At 56.6% G+C, this 24,912-nt stretch carries 28 protein-coding genes and 1 pseudogene; 13 read left to right on the plus strand and 16 right to left on the minus strand.

Going from position 1 to position 24,912, the window contains the following annotated elements:
* Positions 1–170: 170 nt before the first annotated feature.
* Positions 171–1,061 carry a LysR substrate-binding domain-containing protein gene (locus RBB29_RS15395; RefSeq protein WP_306114930.1) on the minus strand — a complete coding sequence of 297 codons (891 nt, stop codon included), beginning with the start codon at positions 1,059–1,061 and terminating at the stop codon, positions 171–173.
* A gap of 117 nt (positions 1,062–1,178) precedes the next feature.
* Here RBB29_RS15395 and RBB29_RS15400 point away from each other — a divergent pair, with 117 nt between their 5' ends.
* The gene (locus RBB29_RS15400) at positions 1,179–2,117 is read left to right on the plus strand and encodes a homocysteine S-methyltransferase family protein (protein ID WP_306114931.1); all 939 of its coding nucleotides are present in this window, start codon (positions 1,179–1,181) and stop codon (positions 2,115–2,117) included.
* A 221-nt stretch (positions 2,118–2,338) separates the two neighbouring features.
* On the opposite strand, the gene RBB29_RS15405 is transcribed toward RBB29_RS15400, so the two are convergent.
* Complete coding sequence (locus RBB29_RS15405) at positions 2,339–2,800, minus strand: hypothetical protein (protein WP_306114932.1); 462 nt, start codon at positions 2,798–2,800, stop codon at positions 2,339–2,341.
* Positions 2,801–3,158: 358 nt separating this feature from the next.
* Between RBB29_RS15405 and RBB29_RS15410 the strand changes: the two genes are divergently transcribed.
* From RBB29_RS15410 to RBB29_RS15420, 3 genes are all read left to right on the plus strand, one after another.
* Positions 3,159–3,743 carry a hypothetical protein gene (locus tag RBB29_RS15410; protein ID WP_306114933.1) on the plus strand — a complete coding sequence of 195 codons (585 nt, stop codon included), beginning with the start codon at positions 3,159–3,161 and terminating at the stop codon, positions 3,741–3,743.
* 188 nt (positions 3,744–3,931) lie between these two features.
* The gene (locus RBB29_RS15415) at positions 3,932–5,962 is read left to right on the plus strand and encodes a PHP domain-containing protein (protein WP_306114934.1); all 2,031 of its coding nucleotides are present in this window, start codon (positions 3,932–3,934) and stop codon (positions 5,960–5,962) included.
* Positions 5,943–6,239 carry a hypothetical protein gene (locus tag RBB29_RS15420; protein WP_306114935.1) on the plus strand — a complete coding sequence of 99 codons (297 nt, stop codon included), beginning with the start codon at positions 5,943–5,945 and terminating at the stop codon, positions 6,237–6,239. The genes RBB29_RS15415 and RBB29_RS15420 overlap by 20 nt, the downstream gene beginning before the upstream one ends.
* Positions 6,240–6,496: 257 nt before the next feature.
* Here RBB29_RS15420 and RBB29_RS15425 read toward each other — a convergent pair whose 3' ends face one another.
* The 8 genes and pseudogenes from RBB29_RS15425 to RBB29_RS15460 form a co-directional block, all read right to left on the minus strand.
* Positions 6,497–7,612 (minus strand): Fic family protein, encoded by a 1,116-nt coding sequence (locus RBB29_RS15425; RefSeq protein ID WP_306114936.1) that lies wholly within the window; start codon positions 7,610–7,612, stop codon positions 6,497–6,499.
* A 250-nt stretch (positions 7,613–7,862) separates the two neighbouring features.
* Complete coding sequence (locus RBB29_RS15430; protein ID WP_306114937.1) at positions 7,863–8,438, minus strand: PIN domain-containing protein; 576 nt, start codon at positions 8,436–8,438, stop codon at positions 7,863–7,865.
* Positions 8,435–8,899, minus strand: coding sequence for a helix-turn-helix domain-containing protein (locus tag RBB29_RS15435; protein WP_306114938.1), 465 nt, complete (start codon positions 8,897–8,899; stop codon positions 8,435–8,437). Before RBB29_RS15435 ends, RBB29_RS15430 begins: the two co-directional genes overlap by 4 nt.
* Before the next feature lie 132 nt (positions 8,900–9,031).
* A pseudogene (locus RBB29_RS15440) lies at positions 9,032–9,115 on the minus strand (SMC-Scp complex subunit ScpB); the annotation flags it as partial.
* Positions 9,116–9,165: 50 nt separating this feature from the next.
* Positions 9,166–9,465: a type II toxin-antitoxin system RelE/ParE family toxin gene (locus tag RBB29_RS15445; protein WP_306114939.1), complete on the minus strand. Its 300-nt coding sequence runs from the start codon at positions 9,463–9,465 to the stop codon at positions 9,166–9,168.
* 1 nt (position 9,466) lies between these two features.
* Complete coding sequence (locus RBB29_RS15450; RefSeq protein WP_371931510.1) at positions 9,467–9,697, minus strand: type II toxin-antitoxin system ParD family antitoxin; 231 nt, start codon at positions 9,695–9,697, stop codon at positions 9,467–9,469.
* Positions 9,698–9,737: 40 nt separating this feature from the next.
* Complete coding sequence (locus tag RBB29_RS15455) at positions 9,738–10,340, minus strand: SMC-Scp complex subunit ScpB (protein WP_306114941.1); 603 nt, start codon at positions 10,338–10,340, stop codon at positions 9,738–9,740.
* 2 nt (positions 10,341–10,342) lie between these two features.
* Positions 10,343–11,233, minus strand: a complete 891-nt coding sequence (locus RBB29_RS15460) for a DUF1403 family protein (protein ID WP_306114942.1) — start codon at positions 11,231–11,233, stop codon at positions 10,343–10,345.
* A 126-nt stretch (positions 11,234–11,359) separates the two neighbouring features.
* On the opposite strand from RBB29_RS15460, the gene RBB29_RS15465 reads away from it, so the two are divergent.
* Positions 11,360–12,526, plus strand: a complete 1,167-nt coding sequence (locus RBB29_RS15465) for a tyrosine-type recombinase/integrase (RefSeq protein ID WP_306114943.1) — start codon at positions 11,360–11,362, stop codon at positions 12,524–12,526.
* A 4-nt stretch (positions 12,527–12,530) separates the two neighbouring features.
* Complete coding sequence (locus RBB29_RS15470; protein ID WP_306121177.1) at positions 12,531–13,139, plus strand: hypothetical protein; 609 nt, start codon at positions 12,531–12,533, stop codon at positions 13,137–13,139.
* 87 nt (positions 13,140–13,226) lie between these two features.
* Here RBB29_RS15470 and repC read toward each other — a convergent pair whose 3' ends face one another.
* The 4 genes from repC to RBB29_RS15490 form a co-directional block, all read right to left on the minus strand.
* Positions 13,227–14,465, minus strand: a complete 1,239-nt coding sequence (gene repC / locus RBB29_RS15475; RefSeq protein ID WP_306114945.1) for a plasmid replication protein RepC — start codon at positions 14,463–14,465, stop codon at positions 13,227–13,229.
* A 177-nt stretch (positions 14,466–14,642) separates the two neighbouring features.
* Positions 14,643–15,662 (minus strand): plasmid partitioning protein RepB, encoded by a 1,020-nt coding sequence (gene repB / locus RBB29_RS15480; protein WP_306114946.1) that lies wholly within the window; start codon positions 15,660–15,662, stop codon positions 14,643–14,645.
* A complete protein-coding gene (gene repA, locus RBB29_RS15485) occupies positions 15,659–16,846 on the minus strand; it encodes a plasmid partitioning protein RepA (RefSeq protein ID WP_299851127.1) in 1,188 nt (395 codons plus the stop codon). The genes repB and repA overlap by 4 nt, the downstream gene beginning before the upstream one ends.
* Before the next feature lie 438 nt (positions 16,847–17,284).
* The gene (locus RBB29_RS15490; protein ID WP_306114947.1) at positions 17,285–17,710 is read right to left on the minus strand and encodes a helix-turn-helix domain-containing protein; all 426 of its coding nucleotides are present in this window, start codon (positions 17,708–17,710) and stop codon (positions 17,285–17,287) included.
* A gap of 425 nt (positions 17,711–18,135) precedes the next feature.
* Between RBB29_RS15490 and merF the strand changes: the two genes are divergently transcribed.
* Positions 18,136–18,345, plus strand: coding sequence for a mercury resistance system transport protein MerF (merF, locus tag RBB29_RS15495; RefSeq protein WP_306114948.1), 210 nt, complete (start codon positions 18,136–18,138; stop codon positions 18,343–18,345).
* Positions 18,321–18,545, plus strand: coding sequence for a GDCCVxC domain-containing (seleno)protein (locus tag RBB29_RS15500; protein ID WP_229884518.1), 225 nt, complete (start codon positions 18,321–18,323; stop codon positions 18,543–18,545). The genes merF and RBB29_RS15500 overlap by 25 nt, the downstream gene beginning before the upstream one ends.
* Before the next feature lie 174 nt (positions 18,546–18,719).
* Here RBB29_RS15500 and RBB29_RS15505 read toward each other — a convergent pair whose 3' ends face one another.
* On the minus strand, positions 18,720–19,214 hold the full coding sequence (locus RBB29_RS15505; RefSeq protein WP_306114949.1) for a hypothetical protein: 495 nt from the start codon (positions 19,212–19,214) through the stop codon (positions 18,720–18,722).
* A 268-nt stretch (positions 19,215–19,482) separates the two neighbouring features.
* Between RBB29_RS15505 and RBB29_RS15510 the strand changes: the two genes are divergently transcribed.
* From RBB29_RS15510 to RBB29_RS15525, 4 genes are all read left to right on the plus strand, one after another.
* Positions 19,483–19,734, plus strand: a complete 252-nt coding sequence (locus RBB29_RS15510) for a PepSY domain-containing protein (protein WP_306114950.1) — start codon at positions 19,483–19,485, stop codon at positions 19,732–19,734.
* Positions 19,735–19,738: 4 nt separating this feature from the next.
* On the plus strand, positions 19,739–20,317 hold the full coding sequence (locus tag RBB29_RS15515; protein WP_306114951.1) for a cytochrome b/b6 domain-containing protein: 579 nt from the start codon (positions 19,739–19,741) through the stop codon (positions 20,315–20,317).
* The gene (locus RBB29_RS15520; RefSeq protein ID WP_306114952.1) at positions 20,314–20,895 is read left to right on the plus strand and encodes a helix-turn-helix transcriptional regulator; all 582 of its coding nucleotides are present in this window, start codon (positions 20,314–20,316) and stop codon (positions 20,893–20,895) included. Before RBB29_RS15515 ends, RBB29_RS15520 begins: the two co-directional genes overlap by 4 nt.
* Positions 20,896–21,344: 449 nt before the next feature.
* Positions 21,345–22,007, plus strand: a complete 663-nt coding sequence (locus RBB29_RS15525) for a L,D-transpeptidase (protein ID WP_306114953.1) — start codon at positions 21,345–21,347, stop codon at positions 22,005–22,007.
* A 76-nt stretch (positions 22,008–22,083) separates the two neighbouring features.
* Here the strand turns inward: RBB29_RS15525 and RBB29_RS15530 are convergent, their stop codons facing one another.
* Positions 22,084–22,314 carry a hypothetical protein gene (locus RBB29_RS15530; RefSeq protein WP_306115092.1) on the minus strand — a complete coding sequence of 77 codons (231 nt, stop codon included), beginning with the start codon at positions 22,312–22,314 and terminating at the stop codon, positions 22,084–22,086.
* Positions 22,315–22,702: 388 nt separating this feature from the next.
* Here RBB29_RS15530 and RBB29_RS15535 point away from each other — a divergent pair, with 388 nt between their 5' ends.
* The gene (locus RBB29_RS15535) at positions 22,703–24,889 is read left to right on the plus strand and encodes a cation-translocating P-type ATPase (protein ID WP_306115093.1); all 2,187 of its coding nucleotides are present in this window, start codon (positions 22,703–22,705) and stop codon (positions 24,887–24,889) included.
* Positions 24,890–24,912 lie beyond the last annotated feature (23 nt).

Consider the following 24,912-nt stretch of genomic DNA (forward strand, 5'->3'; position numbering starts at 1 on the left):
GCCGGACACACGACTGCATCTGACAAGCGCTCAAATCAGCTCAAAAATTGTCTTGCAATGCAGGAGCCATCCACACAGGACTTTCGCTGCATCCGCAAAATCTCAGAGGTGGCGGATTCACACAGCGCGGGAAGAGTGAGCTTTCGCTGCAGGTGCGCCAATGGCCGCTATCATTGAACCACTTGTGCTTCAGCCCTCATCCAATCTGCAAATGCCCGCACCTTGCGCCCCATTTCAGATGTAGCCGTCACGATATGGATACCTTGCGAGCGTTGCACGCTGCGCTCCGTCAGGCAAACCAGACGACCAGCCCTTTCGTCCGCACTGGTCATGCGCGGATCGGCAAGGATGACGGCCTGACCGGAAAGAGCGCTATCAAACATGAACGCGCGGCTTTCATACTGATGGGGGGCCAGGTCCTGCGCCAATGCGCTTCCGGTTGCCTCTGCCCAGGCAGTCCAATCATCTGGCCAGTTCTTCGCAGAGGCCAACGGAAGGCTCAGGATGTCATCGGGTGCAAGCGGCAAGGTGCACCCTTCGACCAGTTGTGGTGCGCAAACCGGCCGAAGCGTGTCGCGGAAAACAAGCTCTGCCGTTGTGCCGTCCCACGTCCCATCCCCGTACCGAACCGCCGCGTCAAATCCGTCCTTCGCCAAATCGACATAGTCGAACGACAAGACCGGCTGCACGTCGATCTCTGGATGCTGCGCGCTGAATTGTTCCAGCCGTGGCAACAGCCATCGGTTCCCAAAGAAAGGGGCCACCGAGATTTTTAGTGTCCCTGACAGGCTGTTGTTCAAGGCAGGGGCAACGGCAGCCTCGATCCGATCCAAAGCATCTCCGACATCTTCGGCCAACTGCCGCCCCTGCTCGGTCAGTGTGATCTGCCGCACGCCGCGGTGAAAAAGGGGCACCTCAAGAAAGCTTTCTAGCGCGCGGATTTGATGACCCACGGCGGCGGGTGTGACGCACAACTCATCAGCGCCATCCTTGATGCTCTGATGTCGCGCAGCAGCCTCAAACGCGCGAAGTTGATTGAGGGACGGCAAACGTCTGGACATGGTCTGATTACACCGTAGCAAATCTAACTCATACTACAAAGTATGATCGTTTGTGCGAAATAGCCAGTGCCACCTAGCCTGCCTGCATCAATGCGTATTTTGAGAGAGGACAGGCCAATGGCGATCACGACCCTACCGCATCAAACAACCGATCTGTTTCTGACAGACGGTGGCACCGAAACATGGTTGATGTACAAACGCGGCTTTGAGCTGGAAGAATTCGCGGCCTTCCACTTGCTGCACAATCGAAAAGCCAATGTAGCCCTGCATGAGTATTATCAAACCTTTGCCGAGGTTGCAGTGCGGCATGGCGCAAGCTTCGTCTTTGATAGCCTGACCTACCGCGCCAGCCGCGACTGGGGGCGGCTACTCGGTTATGATGATGCCCGCTTGGCAGAGATGAACCACGCCTGTTTCGAGCTTTATCGAGACGCGGCCCGAGCCGCCGGTATGCCTAACGAAAAGACGGTGATCAGCGGGTGCATCGGGCCAAAAGGCGATGCGTACAAACTGGATCAGGCGCTGACTGCCGAAGGCGCAGAAAGCTACCACAGCGAGCAAATCGCTACCTTCAAGGCCGGAGGCGCACACATCGTCACAGCCTTGACACTCAACACGACAGCCGAAGCAATCGGGATTGCTCGCGCGGCGCAGTCGGCGGGTCTACCGTCCGTTATCTCTTTCACCTTGGAAAAGAACCGCTGCCTCCGAAGTGGTGAGACCTTGCAGGAGGCGATTGAGACCGTGGACGCCCGAACCGGCGGCGCGCCTGCATACTACATGATCAACTGCGCGCACCCGGTCGATTTCGGACCAGCGCTGACGCGCGGCTCCTGGTCGGATCGCATTCGCGGATTGCGGGCGAACGCATCAACATTGGATCACGGCACGCTCTGCCAGCTCGGGCACCTTGAGGAAGGCAACCCGGACGAACTCGCCGCACAGTATGCAGATATTCGCAGGCGCTTCCCAAACATGAATGTCTTCGGCGGATGCTGCGGAACGGACTTCGTCCATGTCGACAAGATCGCGACGGCGCTCCTCGCACCCGCGTGACCAAATTTCAATACGGACGTCTGTGCAAAGCGCAGCATCCAGTACTTAAGGGCTCTCTGCCGCCGTTGGGGCAAACGCAGCATCCCACCGGATGCCGCCTTAGCACTCCTCATAAACGGCCCATACCTGCCGTTCATTGCATGAGCCGTTGCCACATGGCGGCTTTCCAAAAGCTGTCATTGGTGGGGGAACATAGCCCCCACCAAAAGGGTTCGTCTAACTTAAGCTTCCGCTTTACGATCTGCTTGAACGGCGAGATCGATGACGTAATGTACCAGAAACGCCTCGATTAAAGAAAGCGCGTACTCGCTATCAATTGGAAGCATATCAGAGCTCAGATGGTGATTGTCGACGTACTCTGCCGCATCCCAGAGCCGCCGCGTTTCAACTGGGTTATCAGGCTCAATTCGACGCACTACCATTTCGAACGTGCTGTTGGCCAACTCAATCGCTTCTTTGCGGTAGGCATCATCTACGGGCAGAGATGTGATCTGATATCCTGTCCGAGATTGCACATTGGGCGTAGGCCGCTGTGCTTCATGATCCCGGATCAAGGGACCCCAGCTCGCATAGCCTTCTTCTTTGGCGATTAGCGAATACGCTTGATTAAGGGGAATGTCTTTGGAACGGCGCAACAGCTTTGCTTTGCGTTTCAGTTCATTGATCGGTGCAGATAGGTTCATTTGAGTTTCTCCTATTGCGAGCAAAATGCACAATCCCTCCTTATGTGCGCTCGAACAGAAAAAGCTCTAATTCAAACCCTGCATGCTAAATACTTTCCCGTCGGAGGGGGGAGGCTGGGGCGTCAGCTCTCTGCAGAGATACGCTCTCACAAGATGGGTTTCAAGGCCCTTGGTCCCGAAGCCAACATCCAGTACGTCACTCGATGCTGCGACGCGGCTCGCCATAGGAGACACGGGCTGCGCTACAGTGCTCTATTAGCAGAGAGCATTGACCTGGCGGACGGGTCTGGCCTTTTCAGAAATTGCTCGAATGAAGTATTCTTCTCGAGCTATGCCGAAATGACTCGGAGGGTGCCAGATGATGGAAGCTTGGATAGGACTTGCAGGTGTCATAGTCGGGAGCTTCATAACGATCTCTAAAGACACATGGTTGTCTTGGATCGAACGACGGCGCAGCGGATCCTATGCAGCGATCCGGCTCACCAGCACTTTGGAAGAATACGCAGATAAATGTATCGACGTGGTACTTGATGATGGCACCGCCTATGGACAACCGGCTGGGCGAACAGACGACGGACAAGAGTATCATGCAGATCAAGTGAAGCTTCCTGCGCCCCCAGATTACCCAGACGATATCGAATGGCGAAGCCTCAATGAACCTTTGATGCACCGTGTATTGGCCCTGCCGAACATGGCTAGGAGTACTGATCGCTACATCGACATCGCCGCTGAACATGCTTTCCCACCACACTACGAGGAGGCTTTCGAAGCTCGCCAGAAAGGTTACGCTCACCTCGGCCTTGAAGCTTTGGAAACAGCGAAAGAGCTGCGCCAGCATTACAAAATAAATGCGAAAGGGCGAACTGACTTGAACGATGATTGGGACGCGGAGGCCTTCCTGCGCGACAGGCTGGCCAAGTTGAAGGGGACGGTTCAACCATGATCAGCCTGCTGGTCTATGACCCAGTTGCATCGGAGAGGCAAATGTGTGCCTGCAGGCGTTGGATCCGACGCTGCGGCGCAGGCCGATGAACTGGGCTTTCGCTGCCCGCGAGTTCCCAGCAGGGGTTTCAACTACAGCCTGACGCGGGTAATTCTTGGCAGTGTTTCGTCGAATACGGGTGCTCACATTTGATCAAGATAGATTTTCATATTCACACCAAACCGAGCATCCTCGATGCAGCATTCGAGTTTTCCCAAGCAAGGCTGGACGAATATATTGCGAGTGCAGGCCTCGATTGCATTGCAATCACCAATCACAATCTGTTCGACAAGGAGCAGTATGTATCGATCAAGAATTCCATCTCTGTACCAGTCTTTCCGGGCATTGAGGTTGATCTTTGCAAGGCACAAATCCTTGTGTTTGCCGACGGGCAAGACCTCGATGGATTTGAAGCAACGTGCAGTCGCGTCTCGGCTAGGTGTACAGAAATAGGAGCCTCGGTCTCCATTGAAGAGTTCAAAGACATTTTTGGCGATTTGAGCCAATACATCTTGATTCCCCACTATGACAAAAAGCCAGCCATAGATGAGGCGACGCTTGCCCATCTTGTCCCACATGTGACGTCAGGGGAGGTGAGCAGCGCAAAGAAGTTCATTTACTGCATGAACAGTGCCGAGAGGTTGGTCCCGGTGTACTTTAGTGACTGTCGTGTACGGGACGATCTTGATCCATTGCCCACGCGGCAAACCTACTTGGAATGCAGCGAACCGACCTTTAGCGCGATAAAGGAGTGCCTTCGCGACAAATCTAAGGTCGCGCTCTCAAGAGCAGACGGCAACCGATTGTTTCAAGTATTCGAGAACGGCCAACAGCTTTCAACTGGTCTGAATGTGATCTTGGGAGACAGGTCATCCGGAAAGTCACATACACTAGAGTCGCTGAAGAAACAGTTCCCGGAAGCGTACCACATCCGACAATTTGCTTTGGTCGCCAGAGATACAGAAGAAGATGAGAAGAAGTTCAATTCGTACCTGACCCGCAAGCAGGGTCTCTTTTCGAAAGACTATCTCACTGCTCTACAACAGGTCATTGAGGATGTAATGAACATCGACCTAGAAGAGGATGAGCGTCAGGTCGAGGCGTATCTCTCTTCGCTGTTGGACTTTGCCCGTGAGCGGGAAAGACACGACGCTTTCTCAAAAGCCAAAATTTACAGTGAAGACCCATTTCCTGATCGGAACCTTAAGGGCCTCCAAGACCTGATCGCTTCGACGAAGAACCTTATCAGCAATGTTGAGTTCAAGGAGACGATAGCCAAGCATGTTGCTCGTGATAACCTTATCGCTCTCTATATCGACCTTATGGAGCAATATGCTGGCCAAGAAGAGCTGAGACTGAAAAGGGCTTGGGTCAACGACCTTGTCCAAAACATTAAGTCGAAGCTCGAACTGCGGTCGGCGGCCCCGAGGATATCCGACGTCGACTTATATGATGTTGCTTTGAACAAGAGGAAGATCAGCAGATTTGAAGACATATCAAAGCTGGCGGGGACGCCGAAGACACCGCTCCGCAAGAGTATGCGCGGCTTCTCCGTCGTGGCCGAAGTCGGGCCCTTCAGGGGTGCCCAAGAGATGTGGAACGTGCTTAGGCGACGTCCGGCATCGTTCGCGAATGCATTCAAGGCATACGATGAGCCCTATAAGTTCTTGCAGGAGTTAAAAGCAATTGGCGGAGATGTGAAACCTCCTGATTTCTCAAAGTACTTCGTTAAAATCGACTATCGCATCCTGAACAAGGATGGATTTGATGCGTCCGGTGGCGAAAGATCGGAGTTCTTCCTACTCGACGAGATCGAGGGTGCTGCGGAACACGAAATGCTGTTGATCGATGAACCTGAATCGTCGTTTGACAACTCGTTCCTGAAAGACGACGTGAACGCGCTCATCAAAGAAATGGCAAAGAAGATGCCGGTTGTGGTGGTGACGCATAACAACACTGTCGGCATGACTATTAAGCCAGACTATTTGCTGTTTACTCGGAAGGCCATTGAAGAGGGTGAGGTCGTTTGGCGCACATACTCAGGCTATCCTACCAGCAAAAGCCTGACATCTCCCGACGGCAAGCAGGTAAATACTCTTGATATATTGCTTGGAAGCCTGGAAGCGGGTTCAGAAGCCTATGACGAAAGAAGGCAGAGTTATGAAAATCTTAAAAATTGAAAACGGAAATGGCTACTTTTTCCTTCAGCATGACAGCGAGTGGCAGCCCATCGACGCGATTGACAAAACTGCATTGCTTAAGCTTTTGGACCTGTATTTGGAAAACGATGTGGAGATGGACTCCCCAGATGATCAGAGCGTGAGCAATCAGGCACATGCAATCATTTATCGTGGTATCTTTGATAAACTATCGCAGCTTGTCGATGAAAAAAGCAGGTTTAAGGATGAGAGCGAAACCCTCTACCTCGAAGAGATGAAGAAATACGCTACTCAGTGAACGGTCCACAGTAGCAGCCGCGCTCTACTTTTTTACCGTACATGGATGAATGTCAGCTTTGGTATGCTGCTCGACTTCGATTGGCACCGCAGCGAATGACCGCTTCCCGCCCTTCGTGTAGATCGCTGCACTGCAGTTGGAGCACTAGAACCGCCGGTTTCAGCCGACTCTTTGATCGCAACCCAAGTTCGGTGTCCACAACGCCGCAAAGAGGACGTTCTCAAAGAACTCGCTCGCCAATGCCTTCAAGGGTTCGATCAACTCTCTGCGCGTTCCAAGTTCAACCAATAACGCGTGTACCGGCGCTCCCCGGTACGAGACAGGGCACCCATTTCAACGAGTTCCTGAAGATCCCGGGTTGCGGTCGCCCGCGACGTACTCGTGATCGAAATATAGTTTTCAGCGCTAAGCCCGCCTCCGAACCCGTCGGGTCCCTCCCTGAACATTCGCTCGATCGCCTTGGCCTGCCGGTCATTGAATTGCGCGCGATAACGGTCATAGAAATGCGCCTTCGCAATGAAGAACCCCACGCGATCCAAGGTCACTCGCTGAGCTGTCAGGACGGTCTCGGCGAACCACTCCAGCCAGGGCGTGACATCGAGTGTCTTCTGGTGGCGTTCCAACTGGTCATAATACGCCTTGCGGTCGCGCTCGATCGTGAAGGCAAGCGCGATGAGACTGGGTTGCCCGATATTCTGCGCCAGGGATTTTTCGGCCAGGGCGCGCCCTAACCGACCGTTCCCGTCCTCAAATGGATGGATGCTTTCGAAATAAAGATGGCTGAGGCCAGCCCGGGTCAGCGCCGGCAACGCATTTGCAGCATCAGGCGCCGTTCCGTTGAACCATTCAACATAGCGGTCCATCTCAACCGGGACCTGATCCGACGGCGGCGCCTCGAAATGCACTGTCGGGCGGTCGTGGCGGCCGGAAACAATCTGCATTGCATCTTCATGCCGCCTGTAGGCACCAATTGTCTCCAAACGCCGATCGCGAGACAGCAGCATCGCGTGCCACCGGAACAAGGTCTCATGCGTCAGCGGCTCGGCATAGGTGGAATAGACATCGACCATCATTTCCGCGACCCCCTGCTCTCGCGGTTTTGCCGGATAGTTGTCGGGCTCCAGGCCAAGATGGCGACGCAGCGAGGACTGCACACTCAGTCGGTCCAGCATCTCGCCTTCGATGGCACTGGTTTTCATGGCCTCGTCGCTCAGCAAATCGATGCGAAGTTGATCGCGCTCGGACGGGTTGACATGGTGGACTGCGCCAAGAATCTCACCAGAGGAGAGCAAGAAACTCTCCTCGAACGACGCGATCATCGACGCATCATACCGGAAATCCGGCCAATCTTTTATCTGCCAATTCCACGGCATGAGCGATAGAAATCCTTTCTATAACTCACGTATAAGGCAATTTTGAGTTATAGAAGTCAATCCTATACCTCAAGCACCTTGCTCAGCTGACTGCGGGTTCTCGACCATTTGTTGGATAGAGACGCCTCCATTTGCTCATTAGCCGCCCCATCAGCAGACCGCCAGATCGGGTTGTTTTCCCCTGACCCACCGATGCCCGCATCCTCCAGCCCCTCGCTGTCCGGCGGGCCGCGCAGGCTTTCCGCCCATATCACAAAAGCGATTTGTATTCATCCATGAGTGTTGCGACCTGCAGAAGGCCTTGTGCTTCAGACTTGTGGATGAGAGCAGGAACATCGAGCGCCGGATTTTCGAATCTCTCGCGCATTCGTCGCAGCGCCAATATGGCCTCCGATGGGTCAAGTTCGATCGTATCGGCAATGAAATCGTCTGCTGAGATTGCGTCGATGGCGTGAGGAGCCAGGGCATCCGCCGGGAAATCCGCGAGGTTATCTGTCACGATCACAGAGGCCGATGTTGAAATCGCAGCCGCCAGGACGTGATTGTCGTTCGGGTCCGGCAGGTCAAGCTTGCCTTCGAACACCTCATAACCCGAGACAAGAGACTCGGGAAACGCGGCTTCGATTGCCGCGCGCTGCCGGTATCCATCTGTGGCGCCCTTCGTGATCTCTGAGATGGCCTTCTGGGTTTCGTCAAGAATACGAGCGCTCCACCGAGGCCGGAACAAGCCGGCCTCGGCGAGACTCAAGAGTATGTTGCGTCGTAGTGCTCCGCCCAGGACACAGGCATCCAGAAGGGCCGTGAACCGGTCCGCGTATCGGCTCATATAAGATCGTCCCCAGCGTCCGCTCTCGCCAAATCACCGAGAGCATCTGACCGTTGCGCATCTCGCCTTTCCTTGTAAGCGAACAGATCATCCGCACGTACGCGCCTGTGGCGGCCCGTCTTCGTGAAGGGAACGTCCCCGTTCTCCAGAAGATTGACAAGGAACGGTCGCGAAACATTCAGCAGATCTGCGGCTTGTTGCGTCGTCAATTCTGCTTCGACCGGGATCATACGGAAGCCTCGCCCGCTCGACACCAAACGCAACACCTCCAGGAGAGATGCGGTCAGCGCAGGGGCAAGGGTAACGGTTTGCATCTCCCCACTTTCGAGCGCGAGTGACAGCGTCGTTGGTTCGCCCTCCTTGATCTGGGAGGCAACAATTGTTCTGAGTTGTTCCGCGTTCTTGATCTCAACCTCATCTGGCAAACGATCAAAAAACGCCTCGTTTTTCAGGGCGGACATGATTTCTCTCCAGTGTTTTCTTAGCTTGTTTTCAACATAGGGATTATTCGAAATAATCGCAATAGTCGAAATATTCGAAATTTCTTAGCATTGTATGAAAGCCACCTTCCGTGGTGCCTCGGTATTGGCAAGCTATGAATTTGACATCCCCGCATCCTCCAGCTGCTCGCGGTCCGGCAGGTCGCGCAGACTCTGTAATCCAAAGGCGACGAGGAACTACTCGGCCACGGCTGCAGATGAATCTGCTGCAATTGGATGTATCGCATTTACTCTGTCAAAAAGACTGACCAATTCGCTTGCGCATGAACGACTCTCACGACATCGATGAAACCATCGTCCGCAATGTAGATGATCAGATGCTTTCGGTAGGGATGAATCCGTACTGGTGGTGTAAATTCCTGCCGTAACCGCGCCATCTCGGGGAATTCAGCCAGAAGTTTCAGGGCTGCGTCCATTCCGGACAGGTAGTCAACGGCCTGCGCCTCCGACCAAGTATCCACCGTGTAGTCCCAGATGCCATCGAGATCCGCTTCGGCGCGCGGACGCAGCTTCACCGGGCGGATCACCTTACGACGTTCCGGATTTCTTGCGTTCGATGAACGCGCCCATCTCGAAATCGCGGGGTTCGCCACTTTCCAAGCCTTCGTCGACAAGAGTCTGGATTTCACCGACGGCCTGATGGCGCACCTGTTCCTTGCGGATCAGATCGCGAACGTAATCGCTGACATTGCTGTAGCGCCCGTCTTTGGTTTGCGCCTCGACCCAGGATTTCATCGGATCGGGAAGGGAGACATTCATCGTAGCCATAGGGCTAAGGTGGGCTTTATGGCAAAGTTTGTCAAGATTGGGCTGTCGTGGCTATCCCCGCATCTTCGAGTTGTTCACGGTCCGGCAAGTCTCCCAGGCTCTCCAACCCGAACGCCACCAGGAACTGTTCGGTGGTGACGAAGGTGTAGGGCGCGCCACGGCGGGGGGCGCGGGGGCCGGTGGTGATGAGATCGCGCGCATGCAGCCGGCCAATAAGGTCACGGCTGATCTCCTTGCCGAAGATCTCTTTCAAACCTTCACGGGTGATCGGCTGGTGATAGGCGATGGCCGCGAGCACCGCGACATCGAACTCGCGCAGATCCAGCTCTTGTTCCCCGAGATCCGCCGCCGCCCGGATGGCGGGTGCATAGGCGGTGCGCGTCCGCAACATCCAGCCCTCTGTCACGCGGGCAATCTCGTAGGGGCGCTCAGACAGTTCAACCGCCAGGTCCTCGATCAGCAGATCCACCGAAGCCCCCTGCCCCACCACCCTGGCCAGATCGCCTGCCGGCACCGGCGATGCACTGGCAAAAAGCACCGCCTCGATCCGGCGCATCCACTCGCGCCAGCGCAGGTTTTGCGGCAGGTCCTCCAGCTCGCGGTCAAAGCCGATATCGGGATGATCCTTGGCCAACGCTACACCCCATAGATCCGGAACGTATCCCGACCCGTCAACTCACGCGCGACACCCAGTTCCACCAGCCGATCGCAGAACCGGCGGGCGGCCCGGTCCGAGGCCAGCGACGTGAGCGCAGAAGGAGCAACAGCATCACGGTTCAGGAACAGCGCCACCGCCTCCCCTGCCCCTTTGGCCCGCAGCTTCGGCGCCACGGCGTGCAGCTGAGAGGCCCGGCGCGCCAGGTCGGCAGCCGTTCGTGTGGCCTCGCCCGCCGACACAATCACCGCCCGATGGCAGGCCTGCCGCAGGTCATCGCCGCGCTTGCGCAGATCGCCGCGTTTCAGACCAGCCGCCAGGAGCGGCACCATGTGTTTCCAGCCCAGGGCCTGCGCCAGCGCCGCTTCCGCCAGAATCAGCGCGGAACCCTCCTCTCGGGGACATTCAGCCAGAACAGTCTTTAACACTGCGGCTGAGCGGGTCACCGGCGACCGCTGCCCAACATCTAGCCATTCCGCGATCTGCTCGGGTGCCAGGCTCGGCAATGCCCGGTGAAGCGCCCCAACCGAGATCGGCCGTTCGACCGCGCGCCGCCAGGACAGATATACCTCCCCTGCCGGGCCGGGATTATCGCCGGGCTGCAGGAACGCAACCGTATCGCGCAGATCCCCTGCCCGTTCCGGGCGTCCTAACCGCGTCACACAAGCATCTGCGGCACGCAACGCCAGACGCTCCCGGAACAAGCTCTGGGGCACGTCTTGCCGTGCCACCACAAGATGCAGGTGGCTGAGTGCCGCCCCTGACAAAAACGCCACAGTTTCAGGGGTTTCCGCACGGCCCGAAGTGACCCAATCCGGCAGGTGCGGTAGGTTGGTTAGACCGTTCGAGATGGTTGCAGGCTGGTATGTCATACCACAACACTAGTCTCTCGCGGCGCTTTTGGCCACAATATAGTGTATAAACCGCCCCGCCTTTCTGATCTCACTCATGTCCAATAAGTTTGCCTTATCGGACATAAATGGGATAGGCTCGGAAACATGGGTAGTCTCACAAATAACGGCACCAAAATTGAGGTTTCCAACGCGCCTGAGGCTGAGATCTCGAGCTCAGCGACCTCCGACGCGGCGAACGGTGACGAACGCGACGAGAGAGTCGCTGCAGGCGGGGCCTCGATCGCCCTCCCCTCTCATGTGGCCGGTTCCGGCACCCTTGATCGGCTGGTGGACGCTGCGCGTGATTATGCCAAGGCCTCGACGGCCGAAAACACCAACAAGGCTTATGCAGCCGATTGGAAGCACTTCGCCCGCTGGTGCCGGCGCAAGGGAACCGATCCCCTGCCCCCGTCGCCGGAAATGATCGGTCTTTATCTGACCGACCTGGCCGCGCCGACAAGTGGGTTCCGATCGCAGTTGGCGTCCCGACCCCTCTCAGTTTCGACGATTGACCGGCGGCTGTCCGGTCTTGCCTGGAACTACGCGCAGCGCGGGTTCGCGCTAGACCGCAAGGATCGCCACATCGCCACCGTCCTGGCCGGCATCAAACGCAAGCACGCGCGGCCACCGATGCAGAAGGAAGCGATCCTGCCCGAAGACATCCTCGCCATGGTCGCCACCCTGGGTTTCGATCTGCGCGGGTTGCGCGACCGGGCAATCCTGCTTCTGGGCTTTGCTGGCGGCCTCAGGCGGTCAGAGATTGTCAGCCTGGACGTCGGCAAGGACGACACCCCCGATAGCGGCGGCTGGATTGAGATAATCGAGGGCAAAAACGGCGGCGCCCTGCTCACCCTCAACGCCAAGACCGGCTGGCGCGAGGTCGAGATTGGCCGTGGATCCAGTGACCAGACCTGCCCAGTGCATGCGTTGAGTGAGTGGCTGCATTTTGCCAGAATCGATTTTGGGCCGGTCTTTGTGCGCACCTCGCGCGACGGAAAGAAGGCCTTGGAGGCCCGCCTGTCGGACAAACATGTCGCCCGCCTCATCAAGACCACTGTCCTGAAATCCGGCATCCGGTCTGAACTCCCCGAGAAAGACCGACTCTCCCTGTTCTCTGGCCACAGCCTGCGCGCGGGGCTTGCCAGTTCGGCCGAGGTGGATGAGCGATATGTCCAGAAGCAGCTCGGCCACGCCTCTGCTGAGATGACCCGCCGCTATCAGCGCCGCCGGGACCGGTTCCGGGTGAACCTGACCAAGGCCGCGGGGCTCTAAGACGATGCGCAAACCCGGTTCCATGAAAGGTCTTGAGGAGCTTGGCCGCGTTCGGCTGAGTCCGAATTTCTACCTGCGGGATTTCCTGATGTCGGAGATCGCTAATTTCTACGGCATTCCGAACATCCCCGAGAACCCGGATCTTACGATTGAGACAGGCACACGACTGTGCAATGACCTGTTGGAGCCCCTTCAGGATACATTCGGACGACTTGCGATCCGGTCCGGATATCGGTCCGCCAAGGTCACGGCTTTCGGCAACGAACGCCGACATGGGGCGAGCGTCAAGTATAACGCGGGGTATCACATCTGGGACATGCTCGATTGCAGCAGCCACAAGGGCGCTGCCGCCTGCATCGTCATTCCCTGGTTCGCCGATCGCTATGCCAAAGGCGCCGACTGGCGTTCCCTGGCCTGGTGGATCCATGATCACCTGCCGTACTCCCACCTGGAATTCTATCCCAAGCTCTGCGCCTTCAACATTCACTGGAGCGAAGAACCGAGGCGCCGGATCGACAGTTTCATCGCGCCCAGAGGGTGCCTGACCAAGCCGGGCATGGAAAACCATGGCGGCAATCACGGTGAATGGTATTCCGGGTTGGGTCAGACCTAGAACTTCTGCCATGAGTTCACAGCTGTGAACCAAGCAATTCACCACTTGAAAGCGCCATCACCAAAGCAGTTCACAACTGTGAACATCTCAGGCCGCATCGCGTCGCATCAGTGCCATGACCATCGGTCCGCAGGAAAACGCTCCAACGGCAGCTTTGTCCGTAAGCGATCGTAAATAACCACCGGGCGACTGGATCTCCGCAAACCTTTCGAGCATCGCCACCACGACAACCGCTGCTTCCTCAGGACCCATGTGGCGCTTGGCGTCGTCCCAAGCCGACGGAGAAATACCCATCATCGGGCGGAGAATATCGGCAACTCTTACCAAATCGTGCCAGTGGCGCACGGGGCTTTCACAATAGGTTCGGAATTCCCGGCACGCCGCAAGGACAAGACCGAGCGGGATGTTCGGTAACTTATCATCGCCAATGTCAGGCGGCTCCAAATCTTCCTCATCATCCCTTTCGGTATCTTTTGTAGCTGATGGGGTAGGGACCAACGCATCGCCAGCGTCCTTTGCTTTTTCTAAGCAAGGTTCAAAATCATAAGAGTCTTTATTTGAATTCTGATAGTGCTGCTCGATATCATCATCACTGGTGCTCATTTCTTCTGTTTCAGATGGATCAATGCGGTCGCGGGCCTCGTTCAGGGCGAGACTGAGATCTCCCTCGATCCGTTTTAGCTCGGCCATATCCAGTTTGCGCCGAAGATCGCGGGCCACGAGCACCGCAATGTCTGAAAAACGGTCCCATACCCCCAGATCAGGGCGCTGCGCACGGCCATATTCCGCTAGGCCGGCCAGATCACGCCTCATCAGGCTCACAGTGGCGCGCAGGCGCTTGTAGCGCTCCTCGGCGGCCCGGACGGCCTCGGCGGCCTCACAGACCTCCTGAAAGCGCCGGACGAGCGGTGAGAGGTCGAAGCCGAAGGCAATCTTGTCGTCGCCATAGCGCCGGGCATAGCGTTTGCCGTTGGGGCTGTCGCGGCGCACGACAAAGCCGATCTGCACCAGGTTGCCGAGATGCCGGCGCATGGTCGAGCAGGGCATGCCGTTCAAACGCTCACAGATCGCCTTGTTCGACGGATGCACAATCAGATTGTCTTCATTGCCGCCGAGGATCGTGCCGGGATGAAAACTGACAAGCGCCTGAAGCACCGACATATCCCGATCCGAGAGGCCAAAGGCCACGCGGGCAGCAGCCAGCTCGCGCAGCGCCTCCCACTTGTTGGCGCCGGTGGGCGGCAGGTCCTGCTGAGCTGCCGCCTGATGTTTCAGAATGGCAGCATCCACTGTTCGCCTGAACGGCGTTACGGGGGTGTAGTCCATTTTTGCATCACGAAGACAAAGAAAATACGGCCCGCGAATCACTTTGGACTTGCGAAAAAAGGCTCCGGGCACTAGCTTGAGAGTGTGAGAAACAAGTCAGGGTCTCGTGGAGCGGTGTCTTTGCGGGACCTTTTCTTTGGCCTGATCGTGCCTCCTTTTTTTAGTTTCTGCTCTTCCTCAGTCTTCCGAGCGCTGTAGCCAGCGCCCGTGAAGCTCTTCTATCAACTCCTGTGCCTCCGCCTCGACCCAGTCAGCAAAGGCGCCATTCTCAAGGCTGATGGACAGGCCTTTGGCGGTGCGTTTGACCGATCCGCCGCGACGACCTGCAAGCTTGAGTGCGAAACTGCTTGAGCGGGCAGGGGAGGGGGGTTTTGCCTCGGTTCGAGCACTTTTCCCCACGGCTTTGGCGACGGCCTCGAAGGCCAGCACGGAGGGATCTTCGAACGGTCCGCTTTCCTCGACCACCATCGCGACGGCGGCTTTGTCGTGCGCCTCGTTCGCGAGGCGGGTGAGTTTGCCCTGATCCGCGCTGGTTTCCTCGATCGCCTTGCCTAGAGCCTCCCATTTCGGACGGCCGATGCCATGGGCCGGGCCAATGGCGCGCGCCAGGTCGGTACCAACCATGTCTACGACCGCAAGGGCCATGGAGATCGCGGATTTGGTGACGGTCAGCACCTCTGCAACCTGTGATTGTGTTCCGAAGCCCGATTTGACCAGTTCCTGCGCGAACAGAGCCTTTTCGATATAGGACAGATCGCGCCGCGCCATGTTTTCGGAAATCTGCGCCCTGAGGGCCGCGTCTTCGTCGAGATTGGCGACAAGCGCGCGGACCTTTGCCACCTTATCGGAGCCACGGATTGCTTCGAGTCGGCGCCGTCCATAGACCAACAGGTATTGGTCGGCGTCACTTGGGTGACGGCGCACCAGGATCGGCACGGTCTGGCCGTTTGCCTCGATCGCATCGCGCAAATCGCGCACGTCCGCTGGATTCAGCCGGTCGGCCATTCGGTCATCAGTGATTGTGGCCGGGTCCAACTCCCAGACGTGGTGGGCATCAACCGCATCGCGGGCCGAACGCAGCGCGCGGTTCGAGGACATCATCGGCGTCGTCACCGTGGAAGGCGGGGCAGGGGAGGGAGCCCCGGCACCTGCGAGGCTGTCGAGCATCGACATGCGTTTTTTCTTGCTGCTGGTCATGGGCGCCCCCAGGTCTGCTGAATCAATCCGGCGATTTCGTCATTGACGGCGTTCAGGCTTTCGATGGCCCGGTCATAGGTGGTGCGGGTGAAGGCGCTGCGTTCGACCTCGTAAAGCGTCTGCTTGGTCAGGCCGGCGTCGGAGATAGCGGTGGATTTGAGCATCGGCGCGTTCAGCACCGCGTCGCCATACATGGTGCGCAGGAAGGCGACGATGCGGTTTTGCGGCGCGTCGGCGGGCTCGTATCGGGTGAGGACGTAGCGCATCCAGTCATGGGACATGTCGGCGCCGCTTTCGGCGATAACGTCCATCAGATCAGCCGTCATGCGCAGGAATTGCGACATCGACATCACGTCGAGCATTTCGGGGTGAATGGTGACCAGCACGCCGGTGGCGGCCGAAAGCGCCGACATGGTGAGGAAGCCGAGCTGCGGCGGGCAGTCGATCACCACCACGTCATAGTCCATTTCCACCTGTGTTAGAGCCTCTTTCACCCGAAAAAAGAACAGCCCAGCATTGCCTTGCGCCAGAGCGCGGGGGGTGTCGTGTTCAAACTCCATCAGTTCGAGATTGCCGGGGATCAGGTCGAGATTAGGGATATAGGTCTTGCGGATGACTGAGCGGATCGGATCGGGGTCGTCGTAGCGAATTGCATCATAGAGCGTGCCGCCATCCTCAAGATCAAACTCGGGCTGGACGCCGTGAAGCGCGGTAAGCGAGGCCTGCGGATCAAGGTCGATGGCCAGGACTCTGTAGCCGCCGAGCGCCAGGCGTTGCGCCAGATGGGCGGAGGTCGTGGTTTTGCCGGAGCCGCCCTTGAAGTTCATCACGCCGATGACCTGAAGGTGGTCGCCTTCACGCCGTCCCGGCAGGTAATCGCCGGGTTTGCGAGCGGTTTTCTCCAGGAGCTCGCGCAGGGCCAGGATGTCCTGCGCCGAATAATGGCGGCGGTTGCCCGGCGTCAGTTCGGGGGAGGGGCCCTTGCCATCGAGATGCAGTTTGCGCAGATAGGAATCGTTTACGCCCAGAAGCGCCGCTGCCTCACCGGAGGTGAATGTGCGCATGGTCTTTTCGGCATCGGGGGGAAATAGGCTTTCACGCTGCGTATGCAGCTGGCTTGCCAGCCATTCCGAATGCTGCCGGATCACAGCATTCAGGTCGTCCTGCGCGAATACCTTGTTCATCTGCCCTCTCATCTCCGTGTCGTGTTCACGGAAACTGACGTTTATCGCCTCTTTTCCGTGACTATTGTCTCAAGAGGCAGATTCGCGCAAGGATTTTCTACATCTAGTAGCTGATACTTGCCGAAGATACTACGTTACCCAAGCCGGCTTGGGTGGTTCTGGATCAACCGAACTATCCAGGATCGCGCTGAATGCCATGCACCCCAACACCCCGAAATGCAGAGGAGTATTGCATCAGCCGAATTTCGTGTGCGTCGCAGCGGCCTGCGGTCAACAGGCCAATCGGCGCAATATGAAAAAGCACTAGTTAGCAGCTAGCGAAATGAATGAAGACAGTACTGGAAAACAAATTTGGACGACGATCTTCTATGCTGACATTGGTCATAGCCTCATTGGATGGCCGCAATGCGGACTTTGCTGCCGCTCACTGGAGCCAACTCAATGTCTGCTTTGCTCTGATCTGTCTTCGCCAAGACCACCTTTCATAAGAGAGTTCAGCATCGGACAGGCCGCAGTCCCGTCGTCACAATTTGCGGACAAGCTCAGAAGTGCTTCGCGGAGGCGTGTCAGGTTTTCGATCTTGGCGCTGATGTCATCCAGATGGTTTTCGGCCAAGGTCTTCACTTCACCGCAACTTCGACCACCCTGTTCCGTCAGCGACAAGAACGTCTGAATGATCGAGATCGGGAAACCCAAGTCTCGACAACGCCGCACAAACCTCAACTTCGCAATTTCATCGGGTGAGTATAACCTGCGCCCTCCCGGCGAGCGGCCCGGCTTAGAAACAATGCCTTCGCGCTCATAATAGCGGATCGTTTCGATGTTCACGCCGCTTTTTTCTGATGCCTTGCCAATCGTGAACATTTTGCTTGCTCCTGTAGCCACTACAGGAATTAGAACCGCAGAATGGACCTGAATGCAAATCAACAAACGGCGACCGAACCCGGCATAGCTGCGCGGCTGGTCATGCCAATCGCGGCACTTCTCGCACTGTTGTCAGCCTCATGCTGTGTGTTGCCAATCGGACTGTCGATCATGGGCCTTGGTGGCACATGGCTCACCGTGCTTGGGCCATTCATTGCGTACCGCGGTTTCATCCTTGTTGCTGTCGCCGTCGCACTCATCTGGGCGTGGTATCGGGTGATATCGCCCGGAACATGCGCAAGGCGTAGGCGATCCGCGATAGTCTGGGCATCCTTCGCCACCATTGCCTTTTTGGTTGCGCTGTCATCGCCATATTGGGAAGCCTTAGCGCAACGGTTCATGTGGGATTTGTGGAGATCGACCCGATGAAGGACAAATTACCGGCGCTTGGTCTAGGCGGCACAATTCTTGCGATCCTCTGCTGCTTCACGCCGTTGTTGCCGATTGTGCTAACAGCACTTGGTCTGACTGGCCTGCTTGGCGTTCTCTACAACGATGCTGTTTTGCTGCCGATCTTGGCAGGTTTTCTCATACTGACGGGGTACGCGCTATGGCGACAGAAGCAACAAAAGTAGTTTTGGAATCCACGCTGACCTGTCCATCATGCGGGCATGTGGAGACTGAAACCATGCCTACCGACGCCTGTCAGTGGTTCTATGAATGCAAGTCCTGCCAGACAGTTTTGAAACCGCTCGAAGGTGACTGTTGCGTGTATTGTTCATACGCAACAGTGCCTTGTCCACCAATCCAAGAAGGCAAGTCGTGCTGCGCATAGCGGACTTTCGACACATCGCAGAAAGTCGGAAAGTTGGGCTCGAAGCAAACCTAAGCTGTAAGGCGCTGCCGTGACCGCAGGGCGGGAATATCCAGCCTCTAAGTGGATAAGGTCAAAGATCCGAACTACGGGTTAGAGCCGACTCACATCGCAAGCGACATTTTTGATACTCGACTACCGTACCTGAAGTTGGCGCGTAAGAACCTCAACCATCTTTTTGGCCTCCGATGCATCAAGCCGTCCATGGTTCAAGAGAAATTCGGCGACGTCTCTATCCGTGTAACGCCCAGTAAGTATGTCGTCGCGCAAAATTAGCTTGAGGCGCGCGAATTCGGCAGCGTTATCGTGGCAAATAATGCACTTTTCTTTAAACAGGCGTCCAGTGCCTTGAATGAACTCGAACTGCTCTACTAGCACGTCGATTTCCTGGTCCGATAACTTGCCGTGTCCTGCCTTAAGATAATCAATGACGGGGCGATCAGAGGCTTTTCCGACAAGGCCATTCTCTGTCGCAATCAGTTGCTCGGTAACAAAATCTCCGGCATGCGGTGCGTGGCAGCCTGCGCATCTTTGCTCGTAGATAAGGTGCGGATCTGACTGCTGGGCGTTAGAGGAAACTGCCCAGACTACAACACAGATTACTAAGCCAGTTTTCACAAGCTGTTTCATGTTCAATGCATCCATGTATTGCGAAAGACAACCAGCAATCAGAATAGATGATTTCGAGGTGATCGCCCTTGATGAGCGTCAATTTTCAGACAGGCAGGTATTTGTTTCGGGGTTTATTTTGAGAATGGGCTGATTTCCGCTCTAAGCGCCAGCTTATTTGAGTGTGTCTAAGCGGTTCGCCAATGGCGCGACCGGTTGAGGCGTCCCAATTCCTTGGTGCGACCAAAACAAAAGTTGAAGCTCTAGCCATAACTGAATCGAGGAAGATATGCGCACACTTACACTGATCACACTGTTCGCCATGACCACACCTGCACTTGCTGGCGACCTCACCATGGACACCACACTCGGCACCACATTGGTGGATGTACAGGCCAAGCTGGTCGAGATGGGGTACGAAGTCCGCAAGGCGGAGATGGAAGATGGAGAGATTGAGGTTTACTTCATCAAGGACGGCAAAATGGGAGAAGCCTATGTGAGTCCTGAGACCGGCAAGATCACCAAACTTGAAACGAAGTAACACGATGATGATGAAAGCTTCGGATTACTCAAGCGGGCGCGAAAGCGCCCGCGATCTGGCTGTATGGGACCCTCTTGTTCGATTGATACATTGGTCTCTTGCTCTGACAATTCTTCTGAACGGGGCGGTTATCGATGACGAGAGCAAACTACACGAATGGGTCGGCTATGTCGCGTTGGGGCTAGTCGCCCTTCGCCTGCTCTGGGCCGTGATCGGCCCGAAACACGCTCGGTTTTCAGCCTTCCCGCCAAGCCCGCTAGGGGCAATCCGCCATACGCGGGCGATCCTGCAAGGAGAGCGATCGGTTCACCTGTCGCACAATCCGTTGGGGGCACTGATGGCCTACAACCTCTGGCTAACCGTGATCATGCTTGGGGTGACCGGTTATATGATGACGACGATCCAGTTCTTTGGTGTCGATTGGGTGGAAGAGGTCCATGAGTTGGCTTTCAATTGGCTGATCCTGTCGGTTGCGCTTCATGTCGCTGGCGTAGCGTTTGACAGCTGGCACTCGGGTGTCAATTTGCTGCGCGCCATGGTAAATGGGCGAAAGCGTATCCCTCAGGAAGCCAAGATGGAATGAAGCGCCATAGATCAGCGGCAACCACAAAGAAACGGCGTGCTTTTGCACTTGCAGGCATCATTATGCTGCAGGCTCTCTGCGCGCTGTTTTTTATCGGCGATGTGATTGTCGACCTTAGCCGCGGAGGACATCTTCAAGACCTGCATCTTGGGCTCGAAACTCTGGCGGCGGTTGCCCTCATCGGGGGTGTCTTTTTCCTGATGTTGGAGTTGCGGCGTGTGCTGGAACGCATGAACGAAATGGAATCGGGATTGAAGATTGCGCGTGGAAAGATGCTAGACGTAACGTATGGCTTCTTTGAAGAGTGGAAACTGACAGAAGCAGAACGCGATGTCGCCATAATGATCCTCAAAGGTCTGGATAATGAGACCATTGCACAGGTCAGAAATACAGCGACCGGAACGGTTCGCGCCCAGGCCACCAGCATCTACTCGAAATCAGATACCCATGGCCGCGCGCAGTTCGTCAGCCTGTTTATGGAGGAGCTCATGTCAGGCGGTTTTAGCGCAGATCAGGCTGCAGACGACCAACGGCCAGATGAGGCCAGAGCTTTGCCGGACCGCCCCCACGCAGAATAGTCATCGTGTTTCAGCGCTGTCCGCATAGCGCAGGGCCACGTGTATCGCGGTCTTTCAGGCTGTCTTTGGGATAGCCGGCCCTGGCTGCAAGGCGATATTTCATAGAGCGGGCTCACAGCAGACATCTGACGCAAACAGCCGGGCAATTCAGGGTTCACGGCGGAAATGCGGAACTTTGCGGACCTTGGGGAAGACTGCCCCAATATTGTGGTCAATGTTACATGCCGATCCACATAATGGGACAGACGCAATCAAGAGATCGGCGGTGCCGGGTCTGAGTCGTTCTGAACAATCGCGCATGCGCTGAGACGCCTCGTTCAAGAAAACTTGTTCGCAGAAGTGAAGCCAAGACTTGAACCTATAGCTGCTTGAGGTTTTAAACACAGGGCATCAGGATACATTGGCGAACGCGACCAGTGTGCCCGAAAACAATTGCCGGAGTACAATTAATGCTGACACGACGTCATTTCATCTCGACAACCGCAGCCATGTTTTCTGCGCCATTGGCGAACCCTGTGCTGGCAAAAACCTGGCCAACAGCGGGTGAGAAGGCCGCGTGGGACGCACAAATTACCCCGGTGGGCTATGATCCAGCGACATCTAATCCCTGGGGTCTGCATCCTCGCTTTTTGCCGCAGCGAGTGGTGGCAAATGATGGCTTGAAACCAGGTGATATCCACGTGGATGCAGTTGCGCGTTACCTCTATCACATCGAAGAGGGGGGGACGGCAATGCGCTACGGCGTGGCGATTGCGCGCGGCAGACTCTACGAGCCAGGTACGTACACGATCCGGCGCAAGGTGGAGTGGCCGCATTGGACACCGACCACCTCGATGATCGAGCGGAACCCGGAGTATGCACAATACGCAGACGGGGTGGAACCGGGGCCGACAAATGCGCTTGGATCACGGGCGCTCTACCTGTTTGTCGGCAATCGCGACACCTACTTACGGATACATGGAACACCCCACCCACGTTCCATCGGTGGCCGAGCCAGCTCAGGTTGCGTTCGCATGGTCATGGCGCATATCAATGATCTCTACCCAAAAGTCACGATCGGATCTACGGCATATCTTTATTCTGCCGAAGTGAGTTCCGTCGCGCAAGGTTAGATCCTCGTGGAAATTGCGCGCATATCAGGTGGCAGAAGGTGACAGTGAAACGCAGTCGAGTTGACTGCGGCGGTGATCAGCTTTCTCGGGCCACGCAAATCGGGTTGCCGCCGGTTGTTCGCAAGGGAAGCAGCGTGGTTTCGACGGGTCCGCTGTGTTCGTACCAGTAGCAGCCATCTTCCGGTCGGAAGCGAGCCGAAGCGAGATCCTGACCAGGCGCAGCCAATTCTACCACGGCATCAGGAACTTTTCCGATGTTTGCCGATCCGTCTGGGGTGGTCGTTGCGGTGCATGCTCCCAAGAGCAATACGCTGATCAAGTGTTTTGCTGTTCCAATTCGCACGACAATCCCCTGCTACTTCACACAATTTCAGTTCCTGCCCATATCAATCGCATTCCTGACGCGATGTTGCAATGACTCGAATTTCGCGTGTGCGAGAAAAAGCGTCGATCGCTCACTTCGCCCTTGAACCTCAAGCCACTGTAGATCCTACAGTCCTTTCATCGAGTGATTCTGGAGAGATTAAATGGCGGTGAGTACCAATACCGAGCGTCATGACGCCCATACTGCGCATAAATCGGACGGAGCGGCCTGTTGTGGGACGGCAACGTCGGATGGAGATGTACCTCCCGTGGCTCTGTCGGCTGAGCCGGGACGTAGCTTTCAAGTCAGTGGCCTGGACTGTGCCGAAGAAGTGTCGATCCTCTCCAAGGTGCTCGGCCCTAAAGTTGGCGGCATGAAACATCTGGCCTTCGACGTGATCAACGGGCGCATGACGATTCTGGAGAGCGCCGAGCAGATTTCCGAAGCTCAAGTTGTCAAATTGGTCTCAAGCACAGGAATGACGGCCCGTCCATGGAACGCTGACAACGCCAGCGCCGAACAAGCGGCGCATCTTGCCAAGCAAAAATGGTTTACGCTTCTCAGCGGCGGGTTTTGGGCCGCCGGTTTCGGATGGCACATTATCGAGACCGGTATGGGCGGCGCCCTTGGCCTGTTCGCGGGCCATGGCGAGGCGACGATGCCCATTCCTGAGGTCGCACTCTTTGGATTCGCAATCCTCTTCGGGGTCTGGCTGGTTGCTCCGAAGGCCTGGTCGTCTGCACGCCGCCTGTCTCCCGACATGAATCTTCTCATGGTTGTGGCCGTGGCTGGAGCAATCGCGCTCGGTGAATACTTCGAGGCCGCAACGGTGGCGTTTTTCTTTTCACTATCGCTGTATATGGAAAGCTGGAGTGTTGGTCGCGCCCGAAATGCTGTCTCGGCACTCTTGGATCTCGCGCCACCATCAGCACGTGTCCTGTACGATGATGGATCGGAGGCGGATGTCCCGGCCTCCGAGGTTGCGGTCGGGGCGCATTTCATCGTCAGGGGTGGCGACCGCATTGCGCTCGACGGTCAGGTGACCGACGGGGCAGGGGCCGTCGATCAGGCACCTATCACAGGCGAAAGTGCGCTTGTACCAAAGGAAGCCGGGGACGATGTTTATGCGGGTACGATCAACGGTGAGGGAACGCTCACGGTCCGCGCGACGAAAGCAGCGACCGATACTGTGCTGTCGAAAATCATCCGAATGGTCGGCGACGCACATTCAAAACGCGCCGAGGTCGAACAGTGGGTGGCGAAGTTCGCCCGTATTTATACGCCGATCGTGATGGTCCTCGCGGTGGTTATTGCACTCCTGCCTCCACTTCTTGCTGGCGGCGCTTGGGGCTACTGGTTCTATAACGCTCTGGTTCTGCTGGTCATCGCCTGTCCCTGCGCGCTGGTCATCTCGACGCCTGTGTCCATTGTTGCAGCCCTGACGGCTTCGGCCCGGGCAGGTGTGCTGATCAAAGGCGGCGCATATGTCGAAGCCCCCGGTCGAACGACCGCGCTGGCGATGGATAAAACAGGCACAATCACCATGGGTGAACCGGAAGTGGCCGCGCTCTATCCTCTGGGAGACGCGTCGAAGTCTGACCTCATGGCCCTCGCTGGAGCTTTGGAAGCCCGGTCGTCGCATCCTCTCGCGCGCGCCATCCTTGGCAAGGCCGAACTTGACGGGATCGTGATCAATGCTGCCGAGGACACTCGCACTGTGCCGGGTCGCGGGCTGGAAGGACGCATAGACGGGAAAAAGGTTTGGCTCGGATCTGATCGTTTTGCCGAAGAAAAAGGCTTCGGCGAAACCATTCCATCTGACCTTCGAGATCGGATTGAGTCGGCAGGGAGTACCCTGGTCGCTGTTGGCAATGAAAGCAGCGTGACGGGTCTTCTCGAGCTACGCGATCGTATCCGATCTGACGCCAAGGGGATTGTTGCACAACTGCACGCGCAAGGCGTCAAAACGATCATAATGCTAACAGGCGACAATGAGCGGACAGCACGTGCCGTAGCCGCCGAAGTCGGCATTGATGAGGTGCGCGCAGAGCTTTTGCCCGAAGACAAGGTGACGGCCATCGAGGAACTGGTGGTAGAGCATGACATGGTCGCAATGATTGGTGACGGGGTCAACGATGCGCCTGCTATGGCGCGCGCGCATTACGGGATCGCCATGGGGGCCGTTGGCTCTGATGCGGCCATCGAAACGGCCGACATCGCGCTGATGACCGATGATATCGGCAAGGTGCCTTGGCTGATCGGTCACTCGCGGAGGACGATGTCGGTCATCCGCCAGAACATCGGCATCTCTCTCGCAACCAAGGCCGTGTTCGTGGGCCTGACCGCCTTTGGCATGGCAACGATGTGGGGGGCAATCGCTGCAGACGTTGGCGTGTCGCTTCTTGTTGTCGCCAACGCTTTGCGACTGCTCCGCTCAAAACACGACAAGAATGATCCGAAAGACGGAGAATCCGTCGGGAAGAACATGGCCCGGGGAACGCTTGCCCAAAGTCTTTAGGAAGCCTCCAGAGAGGGCAGAGA

Origin of the sequence: Roseovarius sp. MMSF_3359, from assembly GCF_030733385.1 — a bacterium.
Classification (GTDB): Bacteria; Pseudomonadota; Alphaproteobacteria; order Rhodobacterales; family Rhodobacteraceae; genus Roseovarius.